General features: G+C 49.1%; 19 protein-coding genes. 5 read left to right on the top strand and 14 right to left on the bottom strand.

The genetic code is table 11. From position 1 onward, the window contains the following. Positions 1–192: 192 nt before the first annotated feature. A complete protein-coding gene (locus tag DX130_RS00810) occupies positions 193–603 on the bottom strand; it encodes an NTF2 fold immunity protein (protein ID WP_165861103.1) in 411 nt (136 codons plus the stop codon). Between the two features lie 582 nt (positions 604–1,185). On the opposite strand from DX130_RS00810, the gene DX130_RS00805 reads away from it, so the two are divergent. Next, the gene (locus tag DX130_RS00805) at positions 1,186–2,217 is read left to right on the top strand and encodes a M23 family metallopeptidase (protein ID WP_116042069.1); all 1,032 of its coding nucleotides are present in this window, start codon (positions 1,186–1,188) and stop codon (positions 2,215–2,217) included. 139 nt (positions 2,218–2,356) lie between these two features. Here the strand turns inward: DX130_RS00805 and yunB are convergent, their stop codons facing one another. Beyond that, complete coding sequence (gene yunB, locus DX130_RS00800) at positions 2,357–3,424, bottom strand: sporulation protein YunB (protein WP_240643987.1); 1,068 nt, start codon at positions 3,422–3,424, stop codon at positions 2,357–2,359. Between the two features lie 224 nt (positions 3,425–3,648). Here yunB and DX130_RS00795 point away from each other — a divergent pair, with 224 nt between their 5' ends. After that, on the top strand, positions 3,649–3,864 hold the full coding sequence (locus DX130_RS00795) for a hypothetical protein (RefSeq protein WP_116042067.1): 216 nt from the start codon (positions 3,649–3,651) through the stop codon (positions 3,862–3,864). A 115-nt stretch (positions 3,865–3,979) separates the two neighbouring features. Here the strand turns inward: DX130_RS00795 and DX130_RS00790 are convergent, their stop codons facing one another. The 6 genes from DX130_RS00790 to DX130_RS00765 all read right to left on the bottom strand — a co-directional run bounded on the left by DX130_RS00790 (position 3,980) and on the right by DX130_RS00765 (position 10,031). Further along, entirely contained in the window at positions 3,980–5,899 is a 1,920-nt protein-coding gene (locus DX130_RS00790; protein ID WP_165861102.1) for an FtsX-like permease family protein, read from the bottom strand. Further along, a complete protein-coding gene (locus DX130_RS00785; protein WP_116042064.1) occupies positions 5,874–6,644 on the bottom strand; it encodes an ABC transporter ATP-binding protein in 771 nt (256 codons plus the stop codon). Before DX130_RS00785 ends, DX130_RS00790 begins: the two co-directional genes overlap by 26 nt. A gap of 179 nt (positions 6,645–6,823) precedes the next feature. Then, positions 6,824–7,801, bottom strand: coding sequence for a sensor histidine kinase (locus DX130_RS00780; RefSeq protein WP_116042062.1), 978 nt, complete (start codon positions 7,799–7,801; stop codon positions 6,824–6,826). After that, complete coding sequence (locus DX130_RS00775; RefSeq protein WP_116042061.1) at positions 7,801–8,508, bottom strand: response regulator transcription factor; 708 nt, start codon at positions 8,506–8,508, stop codon at positions 7,801–7,803. Before DX130_RS00775 ends, DX130_RS00780 begins: the two co-directional genes overlap by 1 nt. A gap of 30 nt (positions 8,509–8,538) precedes the next feature. Continuing rightward, on the bottom strand, positions 8,539–9,297 hold the full coding sequence (locus DX130_RS00770) for an ABC transporter permease (protein ID WP_116042060.1): 759 nt from the start codon (positions 9,295–9,297) through the stop codon (positions 8,539–8,541). Further along, on the bottom strand, positions 9,294–10,031 hold the full coding sequence (locus tag DX130_RS00765) for an ABC transporter ATP-binding protein (protein ID WP_165861101.1): 738 nt from the start codon (positions 10,029–10,031) through the stop codon (positions 9,294–9,296). Before DX130_RS00765 ends, DX130_RS00770 begins: the two co-directional genes overlap by 4 nt. Before the next feature lie 228 nt (positions 10,032–10,259). Between DX130_RS00765 and DX130_RS00760 the strand changes: the two genes are divergently transcribed. Genes DX130_RS00760 through DX130_RS00750 form a run of 3 tightly spaced genes read left to right on the top strand, consistent with a single transcriptional unit; the run spans position 10,260 to position 13,186 of the window. After that, positions 10,260–10,796: a MauE/DoxX family redox-associated membrane protein gene (locus tag DX130_RS00760; protein ID WP_165861100.1), complete on the top strand. Its 537-nt coding sequence runs from the start codon at positions 10,260–10,262 to the stop codon at positions 10,794–10,796. Position 10,797: 1 nt separating this feature from the next. Then, positions 10,798–11,355 carry a TlpA family protein disulfide reductase gene (locus tag DX130_RS00755; RefSeq protein WP_116042057.1) on the top strand — a complete coding sequence of 186 codons (558 nt, stop codon included), beginning with the start codon at positions 10,798–10,800 and terminating at the stop codon, positions 11,353–11,355. A gap of 4 nt (positions 11,356–11,359) precedes the next feature. Next, positions 11,360–13,186, top strand: coding sequence for an ABC transporter ATP-binding protein (locus DX130_RS00750; RefSeq protein WP_116042056.1), 1,827 nt, complete (start codon positions 11,360–11,362; stop codon positions 13,184–13,186). A gap of 242 nt (positions 13,187–13,428) precedes the next feature. On the opposite strand, the gene DX130_RS00745 is transcribed toward DX130_RS00750, so the two are convergent. From DX130_RS00745 to DX130_RS00720, 6 genes are all read right to left on the bottom strand, one after another. Beyond that, positions 13,429–16,170 carry a discoidin domain-containing protein gene (locus DX130_RS00745; protein ID WP_116042055.1) on the bottom strand — a complete coding sequence of 914 codons (2,742 nt, stop codon included), beginning with the start codon at positions 16,168–16,170 and terminating at the stop codon, positions 13,429–13,431. A gap of 120 nt (positions 16,171–16,290) precedes the next feature. Then, positions 16,291–17,730: an ABC transporter substrate-binding protein gene (locus DX130_RS00740; protein WP_116042054.1), complete on the bottom strand. Its 1,440-nt coding sequence runs from the start codon at positions 17,728–17,730 to the stop codon at positions 16,291–16,293. A 147-nt stretch (positions 17,731–17,877) separates the two neighbouring features. Beyond that, positions 17,878–18,747: a carbohydrate ABC transporter permease gene (locus DX130_RS00735; RefSeq protein WP_116042052.1), complete on the bottom strand. Its 870-nt coding sequence runs from the start codon at positions 18,745–18,747 to the stop codon at positions 17,878–17,880. Further along, positions 18,744–19,667 carry a carbohydrate ABC transporter permease gene (locus tag DX130_RS00730; RefSeq protein ID WP_116042050.1) on the bottom strand — a complete coding sequence of 308 codons (924 nt, stop codon included), beginning with the start codon at positions 19,665–19,667 and terminating at the stop codon, positions 18,744–18,746. The genes DX130_RS00735 and DX130_RS00730 overlap by 4 nt, the downstream gene beginning before the upstream one ends. Positions 19,668–19,763: 96 nt before the next feature. Beyond that, entirely contained in the window at positions 19,764–21,092 is a 1,329-nt protein-coding gene (locus DX130_RS00725) for a response regulator transcription factor (RefSeq protein WP_116042048.1), read from the bottom strand. Positions 21,093–21,127: 35 nt separating this feature from the next. Then, entirely contained in the window at positions 21,128–22,963 is a 1,836-nt protein-coding gene (locus tag DX130_RS00720; RefSeq protein WP_116042047.1) for a sensor histidine kinase, read from the bottom strand. Between the last annotated feature and the right edge of the window lie 96 nt (positions 22,964–23,059).

Genomic DNA, 23,059 nt, shown 5'->3' with positions numbered 1-23,059 from the left:
TAATTGCTAAAAATATCCATACGTGATAGGTTCTCGGCTTAACATATATTAGTAATAGTAATGGAATAGGTAATATAACTAATGTATAAATAATAATCGCAACAATTGTACCTTTATTAAGGAAGTTGAATGTAATATTAATCGCCCCCTTATTTTTAACTGGGTGGATCTTCTTCTATGGTAATTTATAAATTATTTATCATGCCACACCGACAGTATTTTCCCATCTTCTTGTTGCAGCATTATATAAGGAACTCCTCCGTCTATCTCTTCAGGAAGAGTACCGTGAACAAGCCATACTTTTTGATCATCATCAAATTTTACTTGAAAAGGCTTTTTAGCTGCTAGGTTACTCTCATCGTACACACTGTTAAAAATAACTTCTGCTATTTTAATCGCAACCTTAGCATCTGGAATATATCTGGTCTCAGGCTGTGGTATTTGTTCATAGATCCCTTGATAGTCAAGACTATTGAACTCTTCAACCATTATCGATTCCAGACTACCATCACCTACAGTTGCAACCCGTATTGGAGAACTAGTACATGAACTCAGAAGCATTCCCGCAAAGAGCATCAAGACACATGGAATAACATACTTCATTTCCATCCTCATCCCCAATAATTTTTATCAAAATGTTTAATTTTCCCCATATGTTATTTGTTATAAATATGCTCTTTATTAAATAGGTCCCTGTGCATTCGATTCCCATACATAAGAGACATACGACCATTCTGAATAATTACTCATATAAATTCACATTTCTACTATAAACCCCTTCTTTAACCGAAACTATCAAAATAGATAAAAAGAAAAATACTTCATATCTTTCCTCCAATAAGATGGAATTCAAGAAGCTTATTTTTCAAATACCAAATACCGCTCCTTCATTATAAATACCTATTCATTGTGGAATTATTATACATCCTCTTTGATTTGTTTCATATCATTTCCAGAATAATCTATTATGCCCCCTTATCCATATTCTCGTTCAAGACATCTCCCAAAGCTCAGTTCATATTAAAAAGAATGTGAATTTGAGGTAGCACTTAGCTCTTACCTAACAGCTTCCAGAACTCAAAAAACATCCCTTCAATTCTGGATAAAATCCACTCCACCCGCAAATCATACCTTTATGTCCGTCATGCTTCTGAAAGGGTGAGAAGATTGAAGGTATGGATTCCGATGACGGCCGCTGTGACGGCTTTGTCGCTTATTATAAGTCCGGGAGGTTCTACAGTTGCCGCAGGCAAGACGATGTCGGCAGCGGCAAGCCAAGTGGATGAATCGGGGAACGCTCCCGTCAAGGACCAGTACGATGTCCGGCGCGAACTTTACGACAGCCTGAGCAGTGTAACGAATGTGGGCTGGTACTGGATCGCCGCAGTCGATCAGTATGAACGCACGATATCGAAAGCAAAGCCAAAAGCCCGTCCGCAACTGGGCCAGACGGTTGGCGTCTTTATCGAGCAGGAGCGGTGGGCAGGGGAGCTTAACCCCGACTCCGACGATATCTTCCCGCTATCGATCCAATGGTTCAACGGAGTCGGGCGCGACGGAGATGGGAATGGTTTTGCTGAACGCAGCAGCGATACCGATCTGCTGTATTCACTTTTAGTATTCGCTTCAGGAAAAGGAACGAACGACATACGCTTCCCCATCGGCCTATGGGACTATTACCGCAACAGCCGCTCCGTGCAGCGGATTGAGCAGTTTGCGTCCATCTATAAAAAATACGGCAAGCTTGATCTGTTCCAGCATGCCTTTCCTTTGCCGGTCGGCACGAACTACTCCTACAAGGATACTTGGGGAGCTAAGCGAGGCTGGGGCGGCCGCCGCAGCCATGAAGGCACTGACCTGTTCGCTGGTCATGGCACGCCTGTCAGAAGTACCTGTTATGGCGTCATCGAGATTAAAGGATGGAATCGATTCGGCGGGTGGCGGATCGGCATTCGCGACCTCAACAACCACTACCACTATTACGCTCACCTGTCCGGCTTTGACAAAAAGCTTGCGGTCGGCGATATCGTGGAGCCGGGACAAGTCGTCGGCTGGGTGGGCAGCTCCGGCTACGGAAAACCGGGCACCTCCGGCAAATTCCCGCCGCATCTTCACTACGGCATCTATAGCGACCGCGGTCTGGTGGAATGGGCGTTCGATCCGTATCCGATGCTGCGGCGCTGGGAGCAGCAAGAACGCCAGTATCGGAGAAGTTAGGGATTGTGCCGTTAAAAATTATAGTCCCGGCGCAGCCCATACAACTCTCAAGGCATCGTACACACCTTCCAACACAACAATCCCGCAGGGGCTGCCAGCCTCTGCGGGATTGCTCCTTTTAATCTCTATGCAGCTTTAGTTATTTCGATTGCATTTGGAACGAGGAATGCCCTTCCTCTTCCTTCTTCTCTTCTTCGGTTCCCGGGCTGGTAGAGACGCCTGTACCCGGCGAGATCGGAACCGATATATTCGGCGCTTGTGGTGCATTCTCTCCGACCGCCTTGCCTGAGCTGTCATAGTAGTACATAGGCACATCGCCAACAACGAGCAAATAAGAAATCGGAATTTCCGTCTCCACCAGCTCTGGCTCGGTATCGAATGGAATTATGATGGATACCTCGGCTACAACCTTAATGTAGACTTCGACCAGCACCATATTAATAGCCGCGTTACGTTCTCTTGTGCTAAGTTCGACCTTGACCGCGCCGACCGGCTCGAACTTGACGGGGATGCGTGGACCAAAAGAAGAGATAATTGCGCTATTAAGCGCATGACCAATCGGAATATGCTCCGGTATCTCCTTGATCTCCTTGAGCGTGCTTTGCACCGTCTCGATCGTCTCGGAAGTAATACTCATATGTTCCGTATAGTTCAGCATAAATCCCGATATCTTGCCGTTGCCGTTCATCTTCCAATCAATCAGCTTCTCCGAATCCGATTTACGGGCCACCTGCTCCGTAATCGCTTTGTTAATCGCCTGAGTGGCGACCTGCTTCACCCGAACCTTGGCAATATTCATAAGAGGCGGACGCAAGTTCCGTTCGATAAAAATAAATGAAGGCACCGTGAACAGCAGCATAAAAATCAGCATCAGCAAAAGCAAGCTGCGCTTGCGAATTCGGCGTCTTGGACGCGTCTCCTTGGGCTTCGTTCCCCATGCGGACACCTGTGCCTTGCCGCTGCTGCGGCGAAACTGGAAGATCGACTGCCGCTTGCCCCAGCCGGAACTCTTGCCGCCTGATTGCGTCTTACCGCCCCACTTCATACCGGTCAGCTTCGCTCCGCCCGAGCCCCATTTCGCTCCGCCTGACTTGGCTGAGGACGATTTGGCCCGCGGACTACCCCAGGTCATCGTCTTCACCCTGCGAAAGTCTCCGAGCCCCCGCAACGGACCAATCCGAAACCCTCGCCTTCCCCACTTTGCCATGTCCATCCCTCCCGTCCGCTCGTCCTGCGCTCTTCCATACTTATGCGGGGACTGGCTAAAAAAGAAGGTGAGCCTTAGGGCGGAACTCCTGCCTCCAAGAGCTGCTGGCCTTTCTTCTGACCTAAAAAACGGCATGTCATTCGATCCACTGTTGTTCGAATGTACATCATGCGCTAGACTATAGAACATAGATCAGATAAGCCGATTAGCAAAGGAGTCCGAACATGTCTCTTAACCGAAGACTACTGACCGATGCAGATTTTGAAGAGGCGCTGCAGAAAGGGACACGCATCCGGGTATTCCAGGATAACCATATCGTAGATGCCAGCTCCTTAATCGTTAGGTTCGACGATAATACCGTCGTGACACAATCTACCGTGAGTGATCTCATGTATCATAAAAGAGCGGCATGTGAGTTTTTCGATCTGAGGAAGCGCTAAGAAGTCCCGATAAAGCTGAAAAGGCCATCCGCATGTGGAAGCATACGGATGGCCTTTTCATATTCGCAGTTGATGATGAGCTCTGACTGGCGCTCATTGACGAACCTTGCTCGTCTTATACCAGCTTTTTTCGCATACGACTCAGGTAACGCCAGCGAATGAGCAGGAAGTACAACAATTGAATGCCCAAAAATGCGCCGTAGATCATCAGACTGTTGGACAGCATAGACGTTTTTGTTAAATTCGCCATGTTGATAAAGGCAATCCCGCTATGCACCATTCCGATCAGAAACGGCAGGAAGAACATTACCGACAGTTGGCGTGTCATCAGTCTCCCCAGCTCCTTCGGACTGAGCCCCAGCTTGCTGGTCATGCCAAGCTGCTTCTCGTCCCGCTCCACATCGGCATATAACCGGAAATAGATAAAGCTTGCTGCAAAAGTGAAGAAAACGACGCCAACCAGTACGCTTATGATGAGCAGAATACCATTCATCTGCCTTTCATGATAGTGCTCAATGGCGAGCGCCGACAATTGGCCCCCTCCGGCGAAGTCGACCGGAAGATCGGATTGCAGCTGCTTCGCCAGCTCCAATGTCTTCTCCCATGTCGGAACAGCGTAATACATGACCGTACTGCTTACTGCCCCTTTTTCTATCAGACGGGCAATCTCTTCATCCCGCAGCACAATCACATCGTTATCCAGCGCTATAATGGCTTCGTCCACTCTTTCTTTCAAACGAAGTGAACTTTGCCCATTGCCCTCTTGCGTCATCGCTAATGCCTCTATAACCGGCTCATTATAGAACTTGCCGCTGATTCGGGCAAAAACGCCCGAAGCGATCAGCCATTCGTCCGAATGCAGCAGGTAAGGATCAAATCCTCTGATACCCGCAAGCTTATTGAACTGGGTCAATGATACAATCGGGTAACTGCTGTGGCCTGTATCTATCCAATCAAGCTGTGCCCGCTGAAAAGAATGTCCTTCCACTTTCAACATTTCGTCTATATGAACTACCGCTCCTTCAGCCTGATCTCCATGCTCCGAATGATACCAATAGGTAAAGGCATACGGATATTGCTTCTCCGTACGTCCGGGATCGCCCACGGATAGACAGGCCCCTATTCCGGAAAAGGCTACCGCCATCACAGTAGCCACCATAAAATACATGTTGGCATTATCTCTGATTCGATAGGCCATATCAGTAAAGGTCATCAGATTGATGCCCCGGAACAGGAACGACTTGCGGCTCTTAAGCGCTCGAAGAACATACACGCTAAGCTGTGTGAACAGGAAGTAGGTGCCCAGTACGACACACCCGATCGCGAGCGCAAGCAGCGGCATGAAATACGCTTGCTTGTTCACAAAGTAGAACACCATGGCATATCCTGCTGCGATGAGCAGGACGGCAAGCAACGAAAGCCAGATCGAAGCCTTCGGCTCTGGCTTCGGCTTCTCATCTCCCTTCATGAGCTCCAGCGCGCTGGACTGGTATCCCACCCGTATCGTCAAGATCGACACAACCAAAAATAACAGGGCAAACGCGCTCGCCGTCATCCATACCGCTTGAAGCGGCAGGTAGAAGCGCAGACCTTCCTCCAGCATAAGCAGCCGGGCGCTTGCCAATAGCATAAGCTTTGTGAACAGCAGGCCTACGCCGATGCCGCATCCGATGGCGGCTAATCCGATCAGCATGTTCTCGGCGAAAGTCAGCTTCATGCGCTGCTTCTCTGTCATCCCTAGTACAAGCAGAATCCCGAATTCCTTTTTGCGTGCCTTCAGGAATGCTCCCGTGGAATAAAGCAGGAACAGGAATGAGAAGATAAAGATGAAATATTGCGATACTCTCAATCCCATCGTCGCCAGATATGAAGCAGTCGCACTGCTAGAGGTCAGTTGACCTTGCAGATCGGGATGGTAGAGCAGAACCGCATAGATGAAAAAAGCCATGACCGAAAACGCGCTGCTGAGAAAATGAGCGGCATAAGTCCGCTTCTTGCGAACAACGTTCCTATACGCGAATTGTCGGAAATTCATGTCCGTTCCCTCCAAGCAGCGACAAGACATTCAATATTTTCTGATAAAAAGCATTCCGATTATCGCCGCAATGAACCTCGCTATAGGTCCGGCCGTCCTTAATAAAGACGACACGGTCGCAATAACTCGCCGCCATGGCGTCATGAGTGACCAGCAGCATCGTCGCTCCCTCGCCTTTGTTGAGGCTGGACATCAGCTCCATCACATCTCGCGCGGACTTGGAATCCAGATTGCCGGTGGGCTCATCGGCCAGGACGAGCTGCGGTTGATGGATTAGCGCTCTGGCGATTGCAGTCCGCTGTGCTTGGCCCCCGGATATTTCGTACGTTCGTTTATCCAGAATGCCCGTAATGCCCAACTTCTCCGCAATTTGCCTCGCCCGGTCCATCATGTCATCCACCTTCATCCGATCCAGCGTCAGCGGCAGGACGATGTTCTCGACTACCGTCATCGTATCCAGCAGGTTAAACGACTGAAATACGAATCCAAGCTCCCGGCGACGGAATCGCGCAAGCCCTTCCGGCAGCAAGCGGAATGGGGCTGCGCCATTCAGCAGAACATGTCCGGATGTCGGACGATCAATCGTAGAGACGACATTAAGCAATGTCGTCTTGCCGCTGCCCGAAGGGCCCATGATGCCGACAAATTCCCCTTTGGCCACATTCAGATCAATATCGTTTAATGCGCGGTAAGGCACATTGCCGGGATAAACCTTGTTCAAGCTTTTCACTTCCAATACGTCCATTGCGATTCACTCCCACTCTCTCTTGTCTAGTTCAAGTGTACCCTGAATCGCGGCATGAACCTATGAACAGCTCCTTCACCTACCTTACATTGTTGAAAGGTTTGTTCCACTCTAACAAACGGAATATCATTCTGCATATGAAAAAAACGAATTCCTCCGAATCCGCCCCCCTATCTTCGTTATGAGAACACTAATCTCATGACCGTTCCTTCACCCACCTTGGATTCCGCTTCAATGCGATATCCCATCCGATCCATGACCGACTTCACCAAATAAAGACCCATACCGGTCGACTCCTTGAAACGTCTTCCATTCTCACCGGTGAAATAAGGCTGAAAAATTCGCATCATGTCCGACGATGGAATGCCCGCCCCTTGATCCCTGATCTCCAGCAAGGTTCCGCGCTTATCGCGGAATGCAGCGATTACAACTTTACAGCCGCTACCCGGCTCCGAATATTTGACCGCATTGTAGATCAACTGCTCGATAATAAAGAAAAGCCACTTGCGGTCCGCATGAACCTCCAGATCATTATCCGCCTTCATCTCAGGGAATACCCCGCTTCGAATAAAGAGTCTTCGATTGTTCAGAATCACTTCGTTAGTCAGCTCTCTCAGACCAATGCGCTCCACTGCAAAATCCTGTTCGAAGGTTTCCAGACGCGACATATAGAGCACCATCTCAAGCCCTTTCCTCAGACGGTCCGTCTCCTCCCTCATGCTTGCGCTGCGTTCATCGCCCTCTTCTTGGAGCATCAGCTCCAGCACGGATAGTGGCGTCTTCATTTGATGCACCCACCGATTCATGAATGTAACATGGGCTTCCCGATTGCGCTCAGCACTCATCCGCAGTTCGTCGAGGCTTCGATATTGAGAGGCAAGTAGTCCATTCAGTGCCGTAGGAAGAGGAGCCGCCCCGGATACTTCAATTGTCTCCTCGGGCTTTCCTGCTCTACTGCCCAGCATGGCGTAGAAGCTCCGATGACTCGCATAGCGATAGACCAAATAAACGCCCAACACGCATAGCCCGAGCGCCGCTGCATAACCTGCTACCTGCCAGTCGCGGTAGCCATCGAGATAAAATACGGCTGTTACAATTCCGAGCTGCAGCAGCATGATGATGACAAAAGGCACATGCTCCCTCACAAACAAGTGCATTATCGTCCCTCCTCCTGCCAGCAGCGATTAAGGCGGTATCCTGTTCCCCTTACCGTCTCCAGTGCTTCCTGAATACCTAGCTCGGACAGCTTCTTGCGCAGTCGCGTTACATTCACACTGAGCGCATTATCATCGACATAAGCATAATCATCCCAGAGCTTCTCCAGCAACGTCTCCCTACCGACGAGCTTTCCGAAGCCGAGCAGAAGCATCTCTGCGAGAACCGTCTCTTTCTTCGTTAGATCCACCGTCTTGCCGCCAAGCCGAAGCTCCATCTTCTCGGGGTGAAGCGCCAGTCCTTCACGTTCTATGATTCTTTCTTCGGTAACGGATGCATAATCTCCGTATGCCCGGCGAAGCTGACTTCGAACCTTGGCCATCACCACTTCATAATGAAATGGCTTGGTTATATAATCATCGCCGCCATTCTCAATCGCCATGACCTGATCCATCTCTCCGCTTCTCGCTGAGAGAAATAGAATCGGGCATGTGGATTCGGTACGGATCTGACGACACCAATAGAAACCGTCGAAGCTGGGCAAATTAATGTCCATTAATACGAGATGCGGCCGCAAGCTCTTGAACTGCTGCAAGATATGCTGAAAATCAGTCGCTACGATAGCGTGATGACCGTATTTCTCCATATGCGATCTTAACAGCTCCGCAATCTTCACATCATCCTCGACGATAAAGATGGTGTAACTCATGGCTTTCACCTCACGCTTCTTGGAATAGACTTAGCTCCGCCCAATCTTGCGAAGCCGCAAATCCGGCGTAAATAACAGCTTCTGATAGAGCATGCTCAGAATCATGCTTGTCATCGCGGCCGATCCCGTGTGCGAGAACAGAATGAGAAGCTGGTATCTTACCGCTTCGACCGGATCCGCACCTGCGATAATCATCCCCGTCATCATGCCGGGCAATTGCACCAACCCTACCGTTTTTAGGCTGTCGATGGTGGGAATCATACTGAATTTAACAGCCCTCTTCATCGGGCCTTGCAGTGCCTGCACGCCGCTTGCCCCCAGTGAGAGCAGCGTCTCGATCTCTCCCCGCGACGTCTCCACTTCGCGCTTGACCGCCGTCGTGAACAATCCCGCAACAATCATGGCGTTACCAATCGTCATGCCGCTAAGCGGAATAATATATTGCGGTGTTGGCTCAATAAGCTTTAACCCGATCAGGAATAGCATCATAAAGGCTTCCATAGCCACAATCGTAAGCGCGATCCGCCAGAAGACACCCTTCAATCCGTCCCCACGCTTCGACGCATTCCATGACGCCACCGCTATCATAATAAGAACAATGATTAATATGAATGCTAACGATTCTGTCTTAAATATATATTGAAGAACGTAACCAATGGCCAGCAATTGAACCGCTGCACGGATGCTGCCGATGGCAATGCTTTTCTCCAGGCCGATCTTCTTCCAGAAAGAAACGAACATCGTAATGAATACAAAGATGAGCGTACAGCTCAATGCCAGCAGCGTCATGCTTGGTTCACACTCCCGAGCAGTTCTTCCTTATCCTCTTCCCAATCCGGCAAACTATGCGAGCCGCTGTCCAGCAGTTTACCGCCTTCCAGCGTCCAAGCTCTGCTTGCAACTCTCCGCGCTTGATCAGCATGATGGGTAACCCATAGCATCGACGTTCCTTCGGAGTTATGCCAATCCATCAATACTTCTTCGATCAGTCTCCCGCTTACAGCATCCAATGACGCCGTAACTTCATCCAGCAATAAGACGGAGGGACGAAGCATAAGTGAACGAATGAGAGCAAGTCTTTGCTTCTCTCCGCCAGAGAGGTCTTCCGCAGACTTCTTCATCGTAATAGAATCTAGACCGCTCCGGTCCATTAACCGTATAGCCAGCTGCTCCTCATACGCTGTACCATGAAGTCGGCTCACCGTCCGCAGATTGTCCTCCACACTGCCTGGCAGCATCACCGCTTGCTGGGCAACATAGCATACCTGACTCCGCCACTTCGTTCGATCCATGCTTCTGCAAGAGGAGCCATGAACATACAATTCTCCCTCATCCGCTGATTCAAGACATGCCAATATACGCAGCAGGGTACTCTTTCCTTGACCCGAAGCTCCCATCATCGCAATGCTCTCCGGCTCCTGAATAACGGCATTTATATGGTTTAGCAATAGTCTCTCCCCGGATAATCCATCTCCGGCAGGAATTCGTTTGCTTAATTGCTTGATCTCAAATATAGCACTCAACTCTCTCATCTCCTGTTGCTATAGTATCACAGGTCTTTGAATGCGCACATCTCCTCTTCATAGATGCTTTATTCCTTCCTAAAGTGTATCTATGTAGTTTTGCACATGCAATCTGTAGAATCACACCTTAAAAGCTACAGACAAACAATGTATGATTGCAACAGATGGTTTTATTTTAAAAATAATGAATATTTTAGGGTTTATATTTTATTGGAGAGGAGCGTATGGATGGATTTCTATGCTTTTTTGCAGCTTGGGCTTGTCCTTATATTCGGACTGTCCGGGGCAGCCAAGCTTCGTTCTCCGAGGCTGCTTGACGGCACGCTGCAAGCTCTTGGCTTCCGCAAGTCCTTCAGCCAATTAGGCTCATGGGCGGTTCCTCTTATAGAGCTTGCTGCCGCCTTACTCCTGCTGGACAGACGGACAGAAGCATACGGACAATTCCTTATCTGGGCTCTTCTGCTCGCTTTCACATGGGCAGTGCTGCTCACCTGGCGGAAGAGGAAGAATGTCAGTTGCCATTGCTTCGGAGCTTGGATTCCAGAGACGTTGGGCAAAGCGACGGCCGTTCGAATCATGCTTTTGGGTATTACCAGTTTCGTAGTTGCATGGGGGCGATCCAGCGCCTCAGAATCGCTTTATTCATCCGCATCCATCGGATTTGCTATTATCACCTGGCTTGGAGCAGCGCTAATCTATATCATGGCGCAGCATCTGATCGGGCACATCCGCAGGCATGCATCTACCCCTTACGGAGGTGAATGAAATGTCCAGTATATTCGTCCTATCCTACTACATGTTATGGTGCTGTGTGGTGTGCCTGGCTATCGCCGTAGTCTACTTGCTGACTCGCAAGCCAGTGCCGACTCCCGCTGCTCATCAACAGCCTGACACCATGCAAGGCCTACCTATCAGTTCAGTCTTCCCAACACTGGATCTTACCGACTACGGCAACAACGCCGTGTCGCTGCGAAGCTCGCTTGTTATTTTTTCGGTAACAGGCTGTGATGTCTGTAAGCTGCTCTATGGCGTGCTAGAGGGATTCAAGAGCAATCATCCGCAGTTGCCAATCTACATCCTGCTATTCGAGGAAGGGCCCGGCGAAATCCAAGCCACACTCGATCTCCATCAATTAACAATCCCGGTCATTCCCAAGCGAATGGATGAAATGGGATTATATCAAACCAGCCTGTACCCCTTCGCCTATACGTTGAATCGCAATGGCAATGTGATAGCCAAAGGAAATGTGAACGATGAAGAGCATCTGCTCCTGATGATCGAGCCTCTTGAAGAAGATCGCAAGCTTGCCGCCAAAGCAGGATAACACGATGAATCAAATGACCCCCTTAATTGGAACAACCGCCATAAGCAAGCTAATGCTCACTATCCGGACCTCCTTACGGATGTGCGGGACGCTCTTTCGGGTCGTTCCGGTTTCTATGCTTATTTTCACGATTTGCGAGATTATCATTGCGCTTCTGCCCGTTGTTCAAATCGTGATGACTGCTGCTCTGATTGAAGCCGTTGCATCCCTGATACATGAAGGACATAGCGCTTTGGCGAGCGCACAGCGAATTCTGCTCCTGCAGGTTTCGTTATGGATAGGCCAGCTTGCTCTGGATACCTATGTCCGCTACCTGGCCAGCAAGATCAAAATAAACATGATGGTTTACTTTGGCAACAGGACCGCCGCGAAGTCGGCCAAGCTTAGCTTGCTCCAACTTGAAAACCACGCCTATTATGACTTGCAGCAGCGGGTAGCCTCAGGCCTTGAGCATCGCAGCTTGCTGTTCTTTCAATCTATTGTTCAAATCGGACAAGCAATCATTACGCTGATTGGATTTATTATCATACTCGCCAAGTTCCATATCCTTCTTGCACTTGGTATGCTGCTATTCATCATTCCTTCTCTCTATATGGACATCAAAGACAGCGGGTTCCGCTTTCGGCTCGACGTTGAACAAACCCCTGCAAAACGCAAGGCGGACTATTATTTCAATCTGCTTGCCAGTCGTGAATGGGCCAAAGAAGTTCGGATATTCGGACTATCGGATTACTTTGCCAAGCAATGGGTCGCGAACTATCGATCGAATGCAGGAGCGCAATTAAAGCTGGAACGCAAAATGTCATCCTTTAAATTCGGTATGGGCTCGCTGGTACTGGTAATCTTGGGCGGTATTAGTGCTTTCTTGCTGCAGCTTACGATGGCCGGAGCCATTACGCTAGCACAATTCGTAGCTATCGTGCAGACTCTAATTTCCGTTCAGGGCAATCTGCGGTCCATGTCCGCGTCCGTAGCTGGCGTATATGAACTTGCTCTTTATGCGAATGACCTGTTTCGATATCTCGAGCTGGAAGAAGAAGCCGAGACAAGGGGCGAATTGTCCCCGCCCGCTCCGGAGAAATCGGATATTGTGGCAGAACGAATTACGTTTCAGTATCCCCATATGGAGAAGCCCGTCCTAAGCGATATCTCCTTCCGTCTGGCGCCAGGCCAAAAAATCGCAATCGTCGGGGAAAATGGCGCCGGCAAAAGCACGCTGGCCAAATGCTTGCTCGGGCTATACCCCCTAACATCCGGAACCATTACGTACGGCGGCATACCCATCCAGGAGCTGCAGCCGGAGGCGTTCCGTGGGCGGATTGCAGCGATCTTTCAGGATTTTGTTCAATATCAGTTGACGCTTCGCGAAAATATCGGATTGAGCAACTTGGCCTATATGCATGATGAATCAAGATTGCAAGCTGCAGCAGCAAAGGCAGGCGTAGATGAGTTTGCCGGCGCCTTGCCGCAGGGCTTCGACACAGAGCTGGGCTACAAGTTTTTTGGCGGACATGAGTTGAGCTTCGGACAATGGCAGAAGATTGCGATCAGTCGGGCTTTCTTCAAAAATTCGGAAGTGATGGTTCTTGATGAACCGACAGCCGCATTAGACCCCTTAGCAGAGGCGGCGCTGTTCGAGGGGATTGCGAAGCTGACGCAGGGCAAAACTACGTTCTTTATCTCTCACCGCCTAGGCATATGCCGGACTGTTGATCTCATACTCGTCTTGCACCATGGACATCTGATTGAACAAGGCACACATGATGAACTGATAGCCCTCAACGGAGAATACGCGAAGATGTTTTCGAAACAGGCCGAATGGTACCAATAATTAACCTGCCTTATGAAAGGAGGTGAATACAATGAGCTGTTCCTATTCCTGCGGCGGTTTTGGCTGCACAAACTCGACTGGCCGTCCTTATATTAAACATTGCCTGACGTCAACTGGTTCTTGGGTAACCACACAAGCTGGCTGCTGCTAATCGCATACGTTATGCAAAACAGCCCTTCGGCGGTCATTCCGTGAAGGGCTGTTTCATGTCTTTCTATTCTTGTTGCGGCTTCCCTCTTGCTTTAGTACACTTCAAATTCCGAGACTTGCGCAGCCGGCCAAGCGCTGTTCGAGGTAATGGTGACTCTTACATACTGGGCATTGACAGGCGCGCCCAATACGATCTCGACAAGATTGCCTGACTTTGGATCATACGTGTAAGCCGCAGACGGAACTAGCGTTGTAAACGTCTTTCCGTCTGCGCTGCCAAGCACTTCAATCTCTTGCGTGCGCTGTTCCCATGCATCTTGCGGCGGCAATCTCAGCTTCACTTTGCTTACAGAATGCTCTTCGCCGAGATCGACAGTAAGCGATTGCGGGAACTTATTGGCTGTGCTTTCCCAGTATGTGAACGGATCGCCGTCAACCGTCAGCTTAGGGTCGAAGGCCACGGCCGTCATGGAAGTGCCTGTCACCGTCTTGCCAAGCGCATAATTCACTTCTGCCTTTACTTTCGGGAATGATTCCGAAGCCTCGCTGACTTCCTTGGAACTCGTGAGCTCCACATATCCGACCTTCTGCTCCTTAATGAGAGCGACATAATCGAAGATCGCATAGTCCCCCTCCTCCTTCACAGGAAGCTCGGCAATCTTGGTGCCATTCGCCTGATAGGCTGTTGCCGCCACATGGGGCCACTTGCCGCCCCTCTTCACCTTCAGCGTCGTATCGGAGCCGATAGGCTGATAGATTCGAATGGCGTCGGACTGTCGCACTTCGACTAAGTTATGTTCGCCTTCATCGAGATCCAATCCGTTGTACTTGGAATAATTGCCTGCTCTCACGCTGCCGTCCTTCGCTTGGACATCAAATCCGCCCGCAGCGAGCGTCGTCTCGTCATCCAACGCATACGTTTCCGCTTTATCCCAATTCGTCGTCACCTGATGCGTGCCAAAGTCCGTCTTCGTCACCGACGGCGTAAGCTGTTCATAATTCCGCACCAACTGATCGGCATACCCGGAGAGGACATACTTCTGGAACACACCAATCGCATCCACCCATGGGCTGGTAACGCCATTATAGAAGTCTGTGCTTAGATTGTATCCCATAGCCAGATTCCAACGGAGCATATCCGGATCGTCCGTCATCGTCTCTCCAGCGAGATTATGATGATAGAACATGACCTTGTCTCTCATCAGCATGCCGGAGAGCGGATAATATTCGGCATAGGAAGCCGTGTTTTTCCGGTATCCCAGAATGTCCCATAGTAATGTCGAACCCATGAAGCCGACAGAATCATCTGCCAGTACATCCGTGCCATCCTCGATGTACATATGATGCTTCAGCGCTGCAAAATAATCGCGCACGCCTTTGAAATATGCGGTAGAGGGGTCAGTCCCCTCCGGTTTCGTCTTGTTATAGACATAAGGCGAATTGCGAATACCCCACTGATCCTCAAAAATCCCGTCAAAACCGGCGTCAAGCAGCTTGCGATGCTCCTCTGCTATACGCTGGTAGAAGAACGGATGTCCGGTGTTCGCGACATATCCGCTATGCAGTCCGTAATCCTCCTTCATGATCATGCCGTTCTCTCTCTCGACCATAATATCGGCAAGTCCAGTGCCTGGAGGCAACTGATCAAGCGTAGGGGAGGTGACACCCCACCAGCTCATATTCGTATAAGGAACGACAATATTGCCCTTCTCCTTCGCATCCTTCACAAAGTTCTTGAACGCTTCATCTCCGCCCCATCGCTTATCCGGCGGGATAAAGTCCGGATAATTCTCGTCATGACCACCGGTCTGGAAGCCAACCAGGTGAATCATGCCGTTATAGTTCATTTTGTCGATAAAACCGGTAGTCAGGTTATTCCAGCTGGCTTCTTTGATCGCGGATATATCAGTCTTGTACAAAGGAAGCTCAAAGTACTTCGCCGCCTGATCGCCCAGCTTATCCTTCAGCGTTCGGTATTTGTCGATGCCGTTCAGCTCCCGGTAGCTGACGATAGACGATGTATAGTCGCCTCCAATCTCCAGTACGATTGTGGGGCTGTTCCACTTCTGCTCGGCTTCAATCCACGTTCTGTAATTATGTACAAACGATGTTTTGCCGGAATCATTGATCTGATGCTTATATCCAATCTCCGTAAGCAGCGTCGTCTCATCGCCCAGATCATACATCGCTACATTGCCCGCATTAGTGCGCATTGCCAAATACGAGGCGAACATGACGCCCGGGTATTGATCGGAGAAAGAATTGCTCTCCTGGAAAAAAGCGTTCTTCAGCTTGGCCCCCGGCAGCATAGGAAGAATGGCATCCTGTACGCCGCCCTGATCAACCTTAAGCTCATATGGGAATCGGAACGACTTCACCGTTTGAATCGATTTATTCACCAGCGAAGCGTTCATATAAACCCGATCGTCGTCTTCAAAACGAATATCGACCTCTACCTGCAACGGACCGCTGTATTGCAGCTTGAGCTCGCTGTCTCCCTTCTTCCACTCATAGGTAAAGGATTCCGCGCTTGAGCTCTGTACGGACGTATCGTCCCCCATAATCGCCCACCACAGCGTCTGGTTCCCGAGGGACAGAGGCTCCGCCGCTCCTTGCTGCTTCAAATACGCAATACCGCCATTGGCCGTATGAAAGGCAATCTCATACTTTTGATTGCTGATAATCAGCAGCCCTTCTTCTTCGTTCAGGCGCATCTTAGCCTTCCCCCCATTACTCAGCAGCCCTGAGAAAATGATGACGCAGCCAATTGCAACGACGATGACAAGACCTATCCATAACCCCAGCCATTTGGAATTAAGCATCAGCTTCGACATGTTACCACCATCCGTTTCCTATGCCTACTAATCGCGGAAAGCCCTGTTAAGCAAAACAGGGTTGCCCCCGTAGATGAACCATCTACTTACGGACAACCCCGCTATACATGAATCTATTCTTTATGGTTGAATAGCATCATAGAATTTCTCTTGTACAAACTTCGCCGTATTGTCAAGTTCGGCTTTCATGTCTACGCCCTTCTTGGAGAATACTTCTTGGACAACATTTGTCATCGCGGCATAGTAGTCTTGCGTATTGTATGGCGACTCCGCCTTGCCGTCAATCAGACGCAGCGTTTCTTCACCGTATTGATATACGTTGTCATACTTGTTGAACAGAGCCGTTACTTTCGCGCCGTACTCAGCGTCAGGCTTGAAGTATTGGAATACAGCCGGAGCGTAGAATTTGTTTTGTGCTTGACGTTCTTGAATGTTTCTCTCCAGCGACTCCAGACCTTTATCGGAGAAGTAATCGAATGTCGCATAGTAGAATGCGATAGCTTGCTCGTCTTTCGATGCATTCGGGTTGATGACCAGGAAGTCGCCGCCTAGAACGCCGTAGTGCTTGCCGCCTTTTTGATAAGCAGGGATCGGGTAAACCAAAATGTCATCCGGCGACATACCGCCTTGGTTCAGCGCCTGGTCAACCGGACCGTCCGGACCTGCGATAACCATTGCTGTTCTGCCCTGTGCGAATGCGCCTACTGCGTTAACCCAATCCAGCGCCCAGTCTTCTGGAATTGCGTTAGCTTCCCACTTCAGCTTGTTGTAGTATTCAAGTGCTTTCAAACCAGCTTCAGAGTTGAACGCTGCTGTTACTTTGCCATCTTTTACATCCAGGATTTCGCCGCCAGCCGTGAACAAGAAGTTCGTCCAGTTCCAGCCGGATGCGTTCTCTTTGCCCATTGGTGCGATGCCCGAGATTCCGGCACTTGGTTCAGCTACAGCTTTCGCTGCGTTCAACATGTCATCCCAAGTCCAGTCAAAGGCAGGGATCGGAACGTTTTTGTCATCCAGCATTTTTTTGTTAACTGTTACGCCAGTAGGATAACCGCGTTGAGCGATACCGAATACTTTGCCGTTAAGCGTGAACAGATCTTGCAGAAGCGGGTTCATTTGATCCTTATACTCATAAGCATTGAACAGATCGGTGATATCAGCCGCCCAGCCTTTCTCAGCCAGGAATTTGCCTTCTGAAGCATACGTATTGAACAAGGTCGGCGCTTCGTTCGCACCCATCTTGATGCCTATCTCGTTCGGGTTGTACTGCCAATCGCTCTTGATGATCTCTACGTTCGGGAATACTTCGTTGAAACGTTTGATCTTGTCGTCTTCCAGCGCGCGGTCTTCTACACGGTCAGGCGTCGGGTAGTAGATGCTGATAGAAACCTTTTTCTGAGTGATGTCATCTTCAGCAGGAGGTGTGCTATTCGTGTCCGAAGGAGTGCTGCTCGGGCTTGTGCTTGGCGGAGTGTTGTTGCCGCCGTTGCCCTTGCCGCATGCCACCAAGATGAGGCTGAATGCAAGAACTACCGCAATCATCATCGAAATCTTACGCATTTGAAAATCCCCTTTTCGTTTCAAATTTTAGCTTACACGCTCATCATAATGTAGGCGCATTCACTAGGGCGATGTGTATTCCTATTGGGATCATGTGCAGTTTTACGCTCTGTTAAAATTGCACATATCATATTATTAAAATCTTATTTACCCCTTTACTCCACCGAGATAGAGCCCTCTCAAAATAAATTTTTGGAAGAAAAGGAATATAATAATAGGCGGAATCGTAACAATCGTCAATATAGCAAATTTAATATTCAAATCCAGTCTGCGCGCGTTCAAGACAAAATCACGAATAGCAGATGAGAGTGGCTTGTTATCCTGGTTTAGAATAAAGCTTGGCCAGAACCAGTCATTCCAGGCGGTAGCGAATACAAAAATAGAAAGCGTCGCAAAAATCGGAATAGACAACGGGAACGCAATCTGGAAAAAGCTCCGGATCTCTGATGCGCCGTCTATACGCGCCGACTCAAATATCTCCACATGTATGCCATCCATAAAGCTCTTCAGGAGGAGCAGGAAAAACGCATTGGCGCCCGCCGGCAGCCAGATCGCTGCGAATGACCCCATTAGTCCAAGGTCTTTCAGGTTAATGAAGTTTGGAATCATATACGTTGTCGCAGGGATAAACAACGTCCCCAAGAAATAGTAATAGATCGGCGTTCTGAACGGAACCCTCATCTTCGATAAGGCGTATGCCGCCAGCCCCAGCACCATAACGGTCACGACCATGTTGCCGAGGAAGATCATCATGGTGTTTTTGAAATACATGGGCAGATCGATATAATTCCATGCTTTTGTATAATTCTCAAAATGCCATTCCTTCGGGAAGAAGGTCGGCGGGAAGGAGTTGACTTCCTTATTGGCCTTCAAACCATTCAACATGGATATTAGGATCGGATACACCATACAGGACATCATAATGACCACAAGCAGGTTCATCAAATAGTAGCTCCAGCGGATGCCCGGCTTTTTCAAGTCATAGTCGGATATAATGCTGCGTTCATGCGCCTTCATGATTGAACTCCCCCTCTGTTGTTGATCCGGTATTGAATGATCGCAAGAATGCTAAGCCCGAAGAACATCAGCACGCCGAGAGCGGAGGCAACACCATAATCTTGTCTGACGAATGCATATCGGACAATGAGGAGGGCGTAGGTCAGCGTAGCATTGTTGGGACCGCCGTCCAGCATTGCGTATTGCGTTTGGAAGCCTTGTGATGTGGCGATAAGCTGCAGCATAAGCAGCAATAAAATCTGATTGCGGATGGCAGGCAGCGTAATGTACCGGATACGTTGCCATATACCTGCTCCATCGATCTCCGCCGCCTCGTACCAATCCCGTGGAACAGCAAGAATAGCCGCCAGATAGATCAGCATTGCGGAGCCAAAGCTCTGCCATGTCTCCATAATAACGATGGATGCCATTGACCAAGCGCGGTCAACCATAAAGTTGATTTGACCGATACCAATTGCCTTTAGCACGGAATTGATCGGACCTACCGGATCATACAACCATCTCCAGACGCCGTAAAGCACAACGAACGGCACAACATAAGGCAAATAAGCGGCAACGCGTGCGAAGCCCTGGAATCTGCGCATCTCGGAAATCGCCAGCGCGAATACAATCGGAACCCAGAACCCGATTACCAGCGCAAGTCCCATGTAATAGAGCGTATTCCGTACGGCTGTCATGACATATCTATCCCCGAAGATCGTTTTGTAATTGTCAAAGCCGATGAAGGTATCGCCTTTGACAAAATCTACGTTGTAGAAACTGTTTAACACCCCTTTAAAGATTGGAAGCCACAGAAAGAGCGTGAAAATGACAATGGCAGGCAGCAGGAATATAAATCCCCACATATACCTCTTGTACTTTCCTGGTCGCTGCGTCTGCGGCTTTGGCTTGCTGATAGGAACAGCTGTTGTTTGCTCCATTGCGTGGTCCCTCATTCCATTAGTTTATCTACCATCAATTGTAGATAAAGAGGGGGCCCGTGAACATGTGCATATCTATTCGGATGATAGGCAATCTTACTTCTTCATCTCGCTTGGGCTGATTCCGTAGTATTTTTTGAAAATCTTGCTAAAATGCTCCGGCGATTCGTAACCGACCTGATCGGAAATCTCATAACGCCGCAAATCCGTATTCAAGATGAGCCGCTTGCTCTCCTCCATTCGCAGCTTGATCACATATTCCCAAAGATTGTAGCCCGTCTTCTTCTTGAACAAATAACTTAAGTAATTGGGACTAACATGGTTTTTCTGCGCTATTTCGTTCAAAGTCAAACCCTTCTGCGCATAATTCTGGTGAATGTATTTGCTGGAGCGCTCGACGATCATATTATTTTGCGCTGCAATCTCATCCTCGGTCGGCTCCTCCTCCGAAAGAACCCCCCACTTGAAATCGCCGTAATAAAACACATAATGATCCTTGAACTCGCGGCTCCATCGCATCGCCTTATTCGCTTGCGTATGCACTTCTCCAAGAAACTCAGTGCCCTTCAGGATCTGACTAATGCCGACAACACATTGAAAACCGAGAAACTTATGAATGTTGAAATGAAGGCTCCGCCCGATCATCTCAAGCTGATTAACCTTGTTGACGCTTGTATCGCCATACCGTTCTTCATCCCATTGAATGACGATACAAATGGCTTGGTCAGGTGAATAGAAGGACTCGTGATCCCACTCCACATCCAGCAATTCATTGGATATATTAAGCGCCGCATACTGGATCAGCAACCCATCCTTATCGGAGACTTCGCGGCCGCCCGAGGCGAAATCAAGCTGAACTTTAATAATCGCATAGTAGGGTCCCTTAATATCCGTCTGGAACTGCTTGCCAAGCTCTGCTACGATAGAACCCCGTTCCTGCGTGTCCGGGGCCAGCAGTCGATTCATAAGGACCGTTCGGTCCGGAAGCGGCTCCTGCATATGGAAGTGCTCTCTTAAATCAGACATCAATTGCTCCTGATCGCGCACCGACTTATCCATATGAAGCAGCACATGCCGAACTGAGCTTAGAAATTGTTCGCTGTTGAGCGGCTTGATCAAGTAGTCCTTGGCGCCAAGTCTGATAGCAAGCTGCGCATATTGGAACGTCTCATGCGCCGATATGACGATAACCTGCACCCAGGGCTTAATAATTTTGGCTTGCTGCATCAGCTCAATACCGCTCATGGATCCCATCTGAATATCGGTCACAAGCAAATCTATGTTTTCCATGCGTAAATAATCAAGAGCCTCATAGCCGCTATGAGCATTGTAAATATGGCTGATGCTTATTCCGGAGGAATTCAGCAGCCCTGTCAACCCTTCACAAATGAGAGGTTCGTCGTCCACGATGAGAATATTGTACATGGTTGTCATCCTTTCTTGCTTACAGTAGTCATCTATTACACAATAGGGTCCTCGTATGTCGCAGGCAATACAATGATCGCGGCCATCCCGCCTTCTTCACGCCTGCGATAGCTAAGTCCGAACATATTGCCGAAGTGAAGCTGAATGCGCTGATGAATGTTGCGGATGCCGTAGCCAAGCTTGTGATCCACCTTCTCCTCGTTCAACAACTTGTCGATAGCCGCAATATTAACCTGCTTGAATCCGTTGTCCTCCACCTTAATCGTTACCCGCTCACCCTCAAGCGACGCGGATATCTGGATCACGCCATCGTCTCCCATCAGCTTGACGCCATGGATGATCGCATTTTCGATCAACGGCTGAAGTGATATTTTGGGAATCCGTATCATTTTGACAGCATCCGGTATATTCCATATGACATTGAACTCATACGAATACCGCTTCTGATGCAGGTTGAGATAGGCGCTGGCATGCTCCAGTTCCTCTTCCAGCCTTATCAGCTCGCGTCCTCTGCTAAGGCCGATCTTCATCAGCTTCGACAGCTCCTTGATCATCTCTGAAGATTCCGAATTGCCCTCCAGCGTACTCTTCCAATAAATACTCTCCAGCGTATTGTAGAGCAGATGCGGATTAATCTGCTGGTAAAGGAGCTGAAGCTGAGATTCCTTGGCCTTCAGGTCCATATGATATTTGTAATGAATGAGCGCATTCAGCCTGCGGGCCATATCATACAGGGAGGACATCAGAACGCCCACCTCGTCATGACGTCGCCTTGACGGCGTCTCCGGGACGAGCTTGCCCGGTTCATAAGTACGAACGAACTGCGCCAGCTTCTGCAGCGGCGTCATAAGCGATCGCCAGAAGTAGATCATAATGACAGAACCCAGGAACATATAGGCGACGGTAATGAATTGAATGATCCGCTTCAGCTCGTTCTGCTGCTTGAGCAGCGATTGGACAGGGATTTGATAAACCAGCTTATGGCCGATCGTATCGTTCTGGCTCACGATATAGATCGAATCTGAGGTGATCAAATCATACGTGCGATAAGGCTCTACCATATAGCTCCCTGCCATTAATGGTTTCTTTTTGATACCATCCATCAGGTCGACTGGCAGTTCCAATTGCCTCCCGTTTTTCCCAGACACGCTCGAGCTTAAGATGCGGTTGGAGGAATCCGTATAAGAGATAACCCCTTCCGGCAGAGATACGGAGCGCAGCGATTCTGCCAGCTTGATATCCATTTTAGTAGCGATCAACACACCCAGAAACTCCTTGCCATTGTTCACGTTGCCGACAGCTCTAATGTAGGCCAGCGTGTTGATTTTGGACAATCCGAAATTGTATTCGATAATATCCATGTAGCCGGTACCGCGCATGCTTATGGCCTTGTCGAACCAGACCGGCTTCGTTTTGTCGGAGAAAAAATAAACGCCCGTCGATGCAATTTGGCGTTTTGGCGCAAAAAAATAGTAGTCATTGGGATCATAAATATATAGAGAATAATAAACGGCTTCTCCTCCGTTGATTGGAATGGAGTAGCCACTCAACAACTTGTCGACTTTGTCGTATTTCCTTACGCGTTCTATTACAGCATCCTTATTGCTGGGTACAAGCATCTGTGTTATCGGGTTTTGGATGATTGTAGCCGTAATCTTGTTGACCGTGTCGAGATCCCGGCTGATTAAGGTATGGTTTTGCTTGATCAGCTCCACATAAGCGTTCGTCACATGGTTCTTCAGCAGCTTCTCTGCTTGAAGGTTTCCGTACCAGTGAAGCAAGAAGACGGGACTGACCATCACCAGAAACAACAAAACCAGCTGTTGCTTCATGTTCAGCTTCATAAGCGGGTTGATCGGATATCCGCGCATGACGGCTCCTCCTGTCAGTCAAGGTGTTCGATTGTCCCAATTGGAAATAGGATTATACATGTACTATAGCAAAAAAATAGCGCTTACAGTGTAGTT

This window comes from Paenibacillus paeoniae (assembly GCF_003388735.1).
GTDB classification, from domain to species: domain Bacteria; phylum Bacillota; class Bacilli; order Paenibacillales; family Paenibacillaceae; genus Pristimantibacillus; species Pristimantibacillus paeoniae.
The sequence above is the reverse complement of the archived record's forward strand: the minus strand, read 5'-3'. Positions and strand labels throughout refer to the sequence as shown.

Excerpts from the sequence above, each read along its gene's own strand:
- DX130_RS00780 (WP_116042062.1), bottom strand. The coding sequence starts at position 7,801 with ATGCACTTGTTTGTGAGGGAGCATGTGCCTTTTGTCATCATCATGCTG.
- DX130_RS00775 (WP_116042061.1), bottom strand. The coding sequence starts at position 8,508 with ATGAGTTACACCATCTTTATCGTCGAGGATGATGTGAAGATTGCGGAG.
- DX130_RS00810 (WP_165861103.1), bottom strand. The coding sequence starts at position 603 with ATGAAGTATGTTATTCCATGTGTCTTGATGCTCTTTGCGGGAATGCTT.
- DX130_RS00730 (WP_116042050.1), bottom strand. The coding sequence starts at position 19,667 with ATGGAGCAAACAACAGCTGTTCCTATCAGCAAGCCAAAGCCGCAGACG.
- DX130_RS00750 (WP_116042056.1), top strand. The coding sequence starts at position 11,360 with ATGAATCAAATGACCCCCTTAATTGGAACAACCGCCATAAGCAAGCTA.
- DX130_RS00790 (WP_165861102.1), bottom strand. The coding sequence starts at position 5,899 with ATGAATTTCCGACAATTCGCGTATAGGAACGTTGTTCGCAAGAAGCGG.
- DX130_RS00740 (WP_116042054.1), bottom strand. The coding sequence starts at position 17,730 with ATGCGTAAGATTTCGATGATGATTGCGGTAGTTCTTGCATTCAGCCTC.
- DX130_RS00755 (WP_116042057.1), top strand. The coding sequence starts at position 10,798 with ATGTCCAGTATATTCGTCCTATCCTACTACATGTTATGGTGCTGTGTG.
- DX130_RS00805 (WP_116042069.1), top strand. The coding sequence starts at position 1,186 with ATGACGGCCGCTGTGACGGCTTTGTCGCTTATTATAAGTCCGGGAGGT.
- DX130_RS00735 (WP_116042052.1), bottom strand. The coding sequence starts at position 18,747 with ATGAAGGCGCATGAACGCAGCATTATATCCGACTATGACTTGAAAAAG.
- yunB (WP_240643987.1), bottom strand. The coding sequence starts at position 3,424 with ATGGCAAAGTGGGGAAGGCGAGGGTTTCGGATTGGTCCGTTGCGGGGG.
- DX130_RS00760 (WP_165861100.1), top strand. The coding sequence starts at position 10,260 with ATGGATTTCTATGCTTTTTTGCAGCTTGGGCTTGTCCTTATATTCGGA.
- DX130_RS00795 (WP_116042067.1), top strand. The coding sequence starts at position 3,649 with ATGTCTCTTAACCGAAGACTACTGACCGATGCAGATTTTGAAGAGGCG.
- DX130_RS00770 (WP_116042060.1), bottom strand. The coding sequence starts at position 9,297 with ATGACGCTGCTGGCATTGAGCTGTACGCTCATCTTTGTATTCATTACG.
- DX130_RS00725 (WP_116042048.1), bottom strand. The coding sequence starts at position 21,092 with ATGTACAATATTCTCATCGTGGACGACGAACCTCTCATTTGTGAAGGG.
- DX130_RS00745 (WP_116042055.1), bottom strand. The coding sequence starts at position 16,170 with ATGTCGAAGCTGATGCTTAATTCCAAATGGCTGGGGTTATGGATAGGT.
- DX130_RS00720 (WP_116042047.1), bottom strand. The coding sequence starts at position 22,963 with ATGCGCGGATATCCGATCAACCCGCTTATGAAGCTGAACATGAAGCAA.
- DX130_RS00785 (WP_116042064.1), bottom strand. The coding sequence starts at position 6,644 with ATGGACGTATTGGAAGTGAAAAGCTTGAACAAGGTTTATCCCGGCAAT.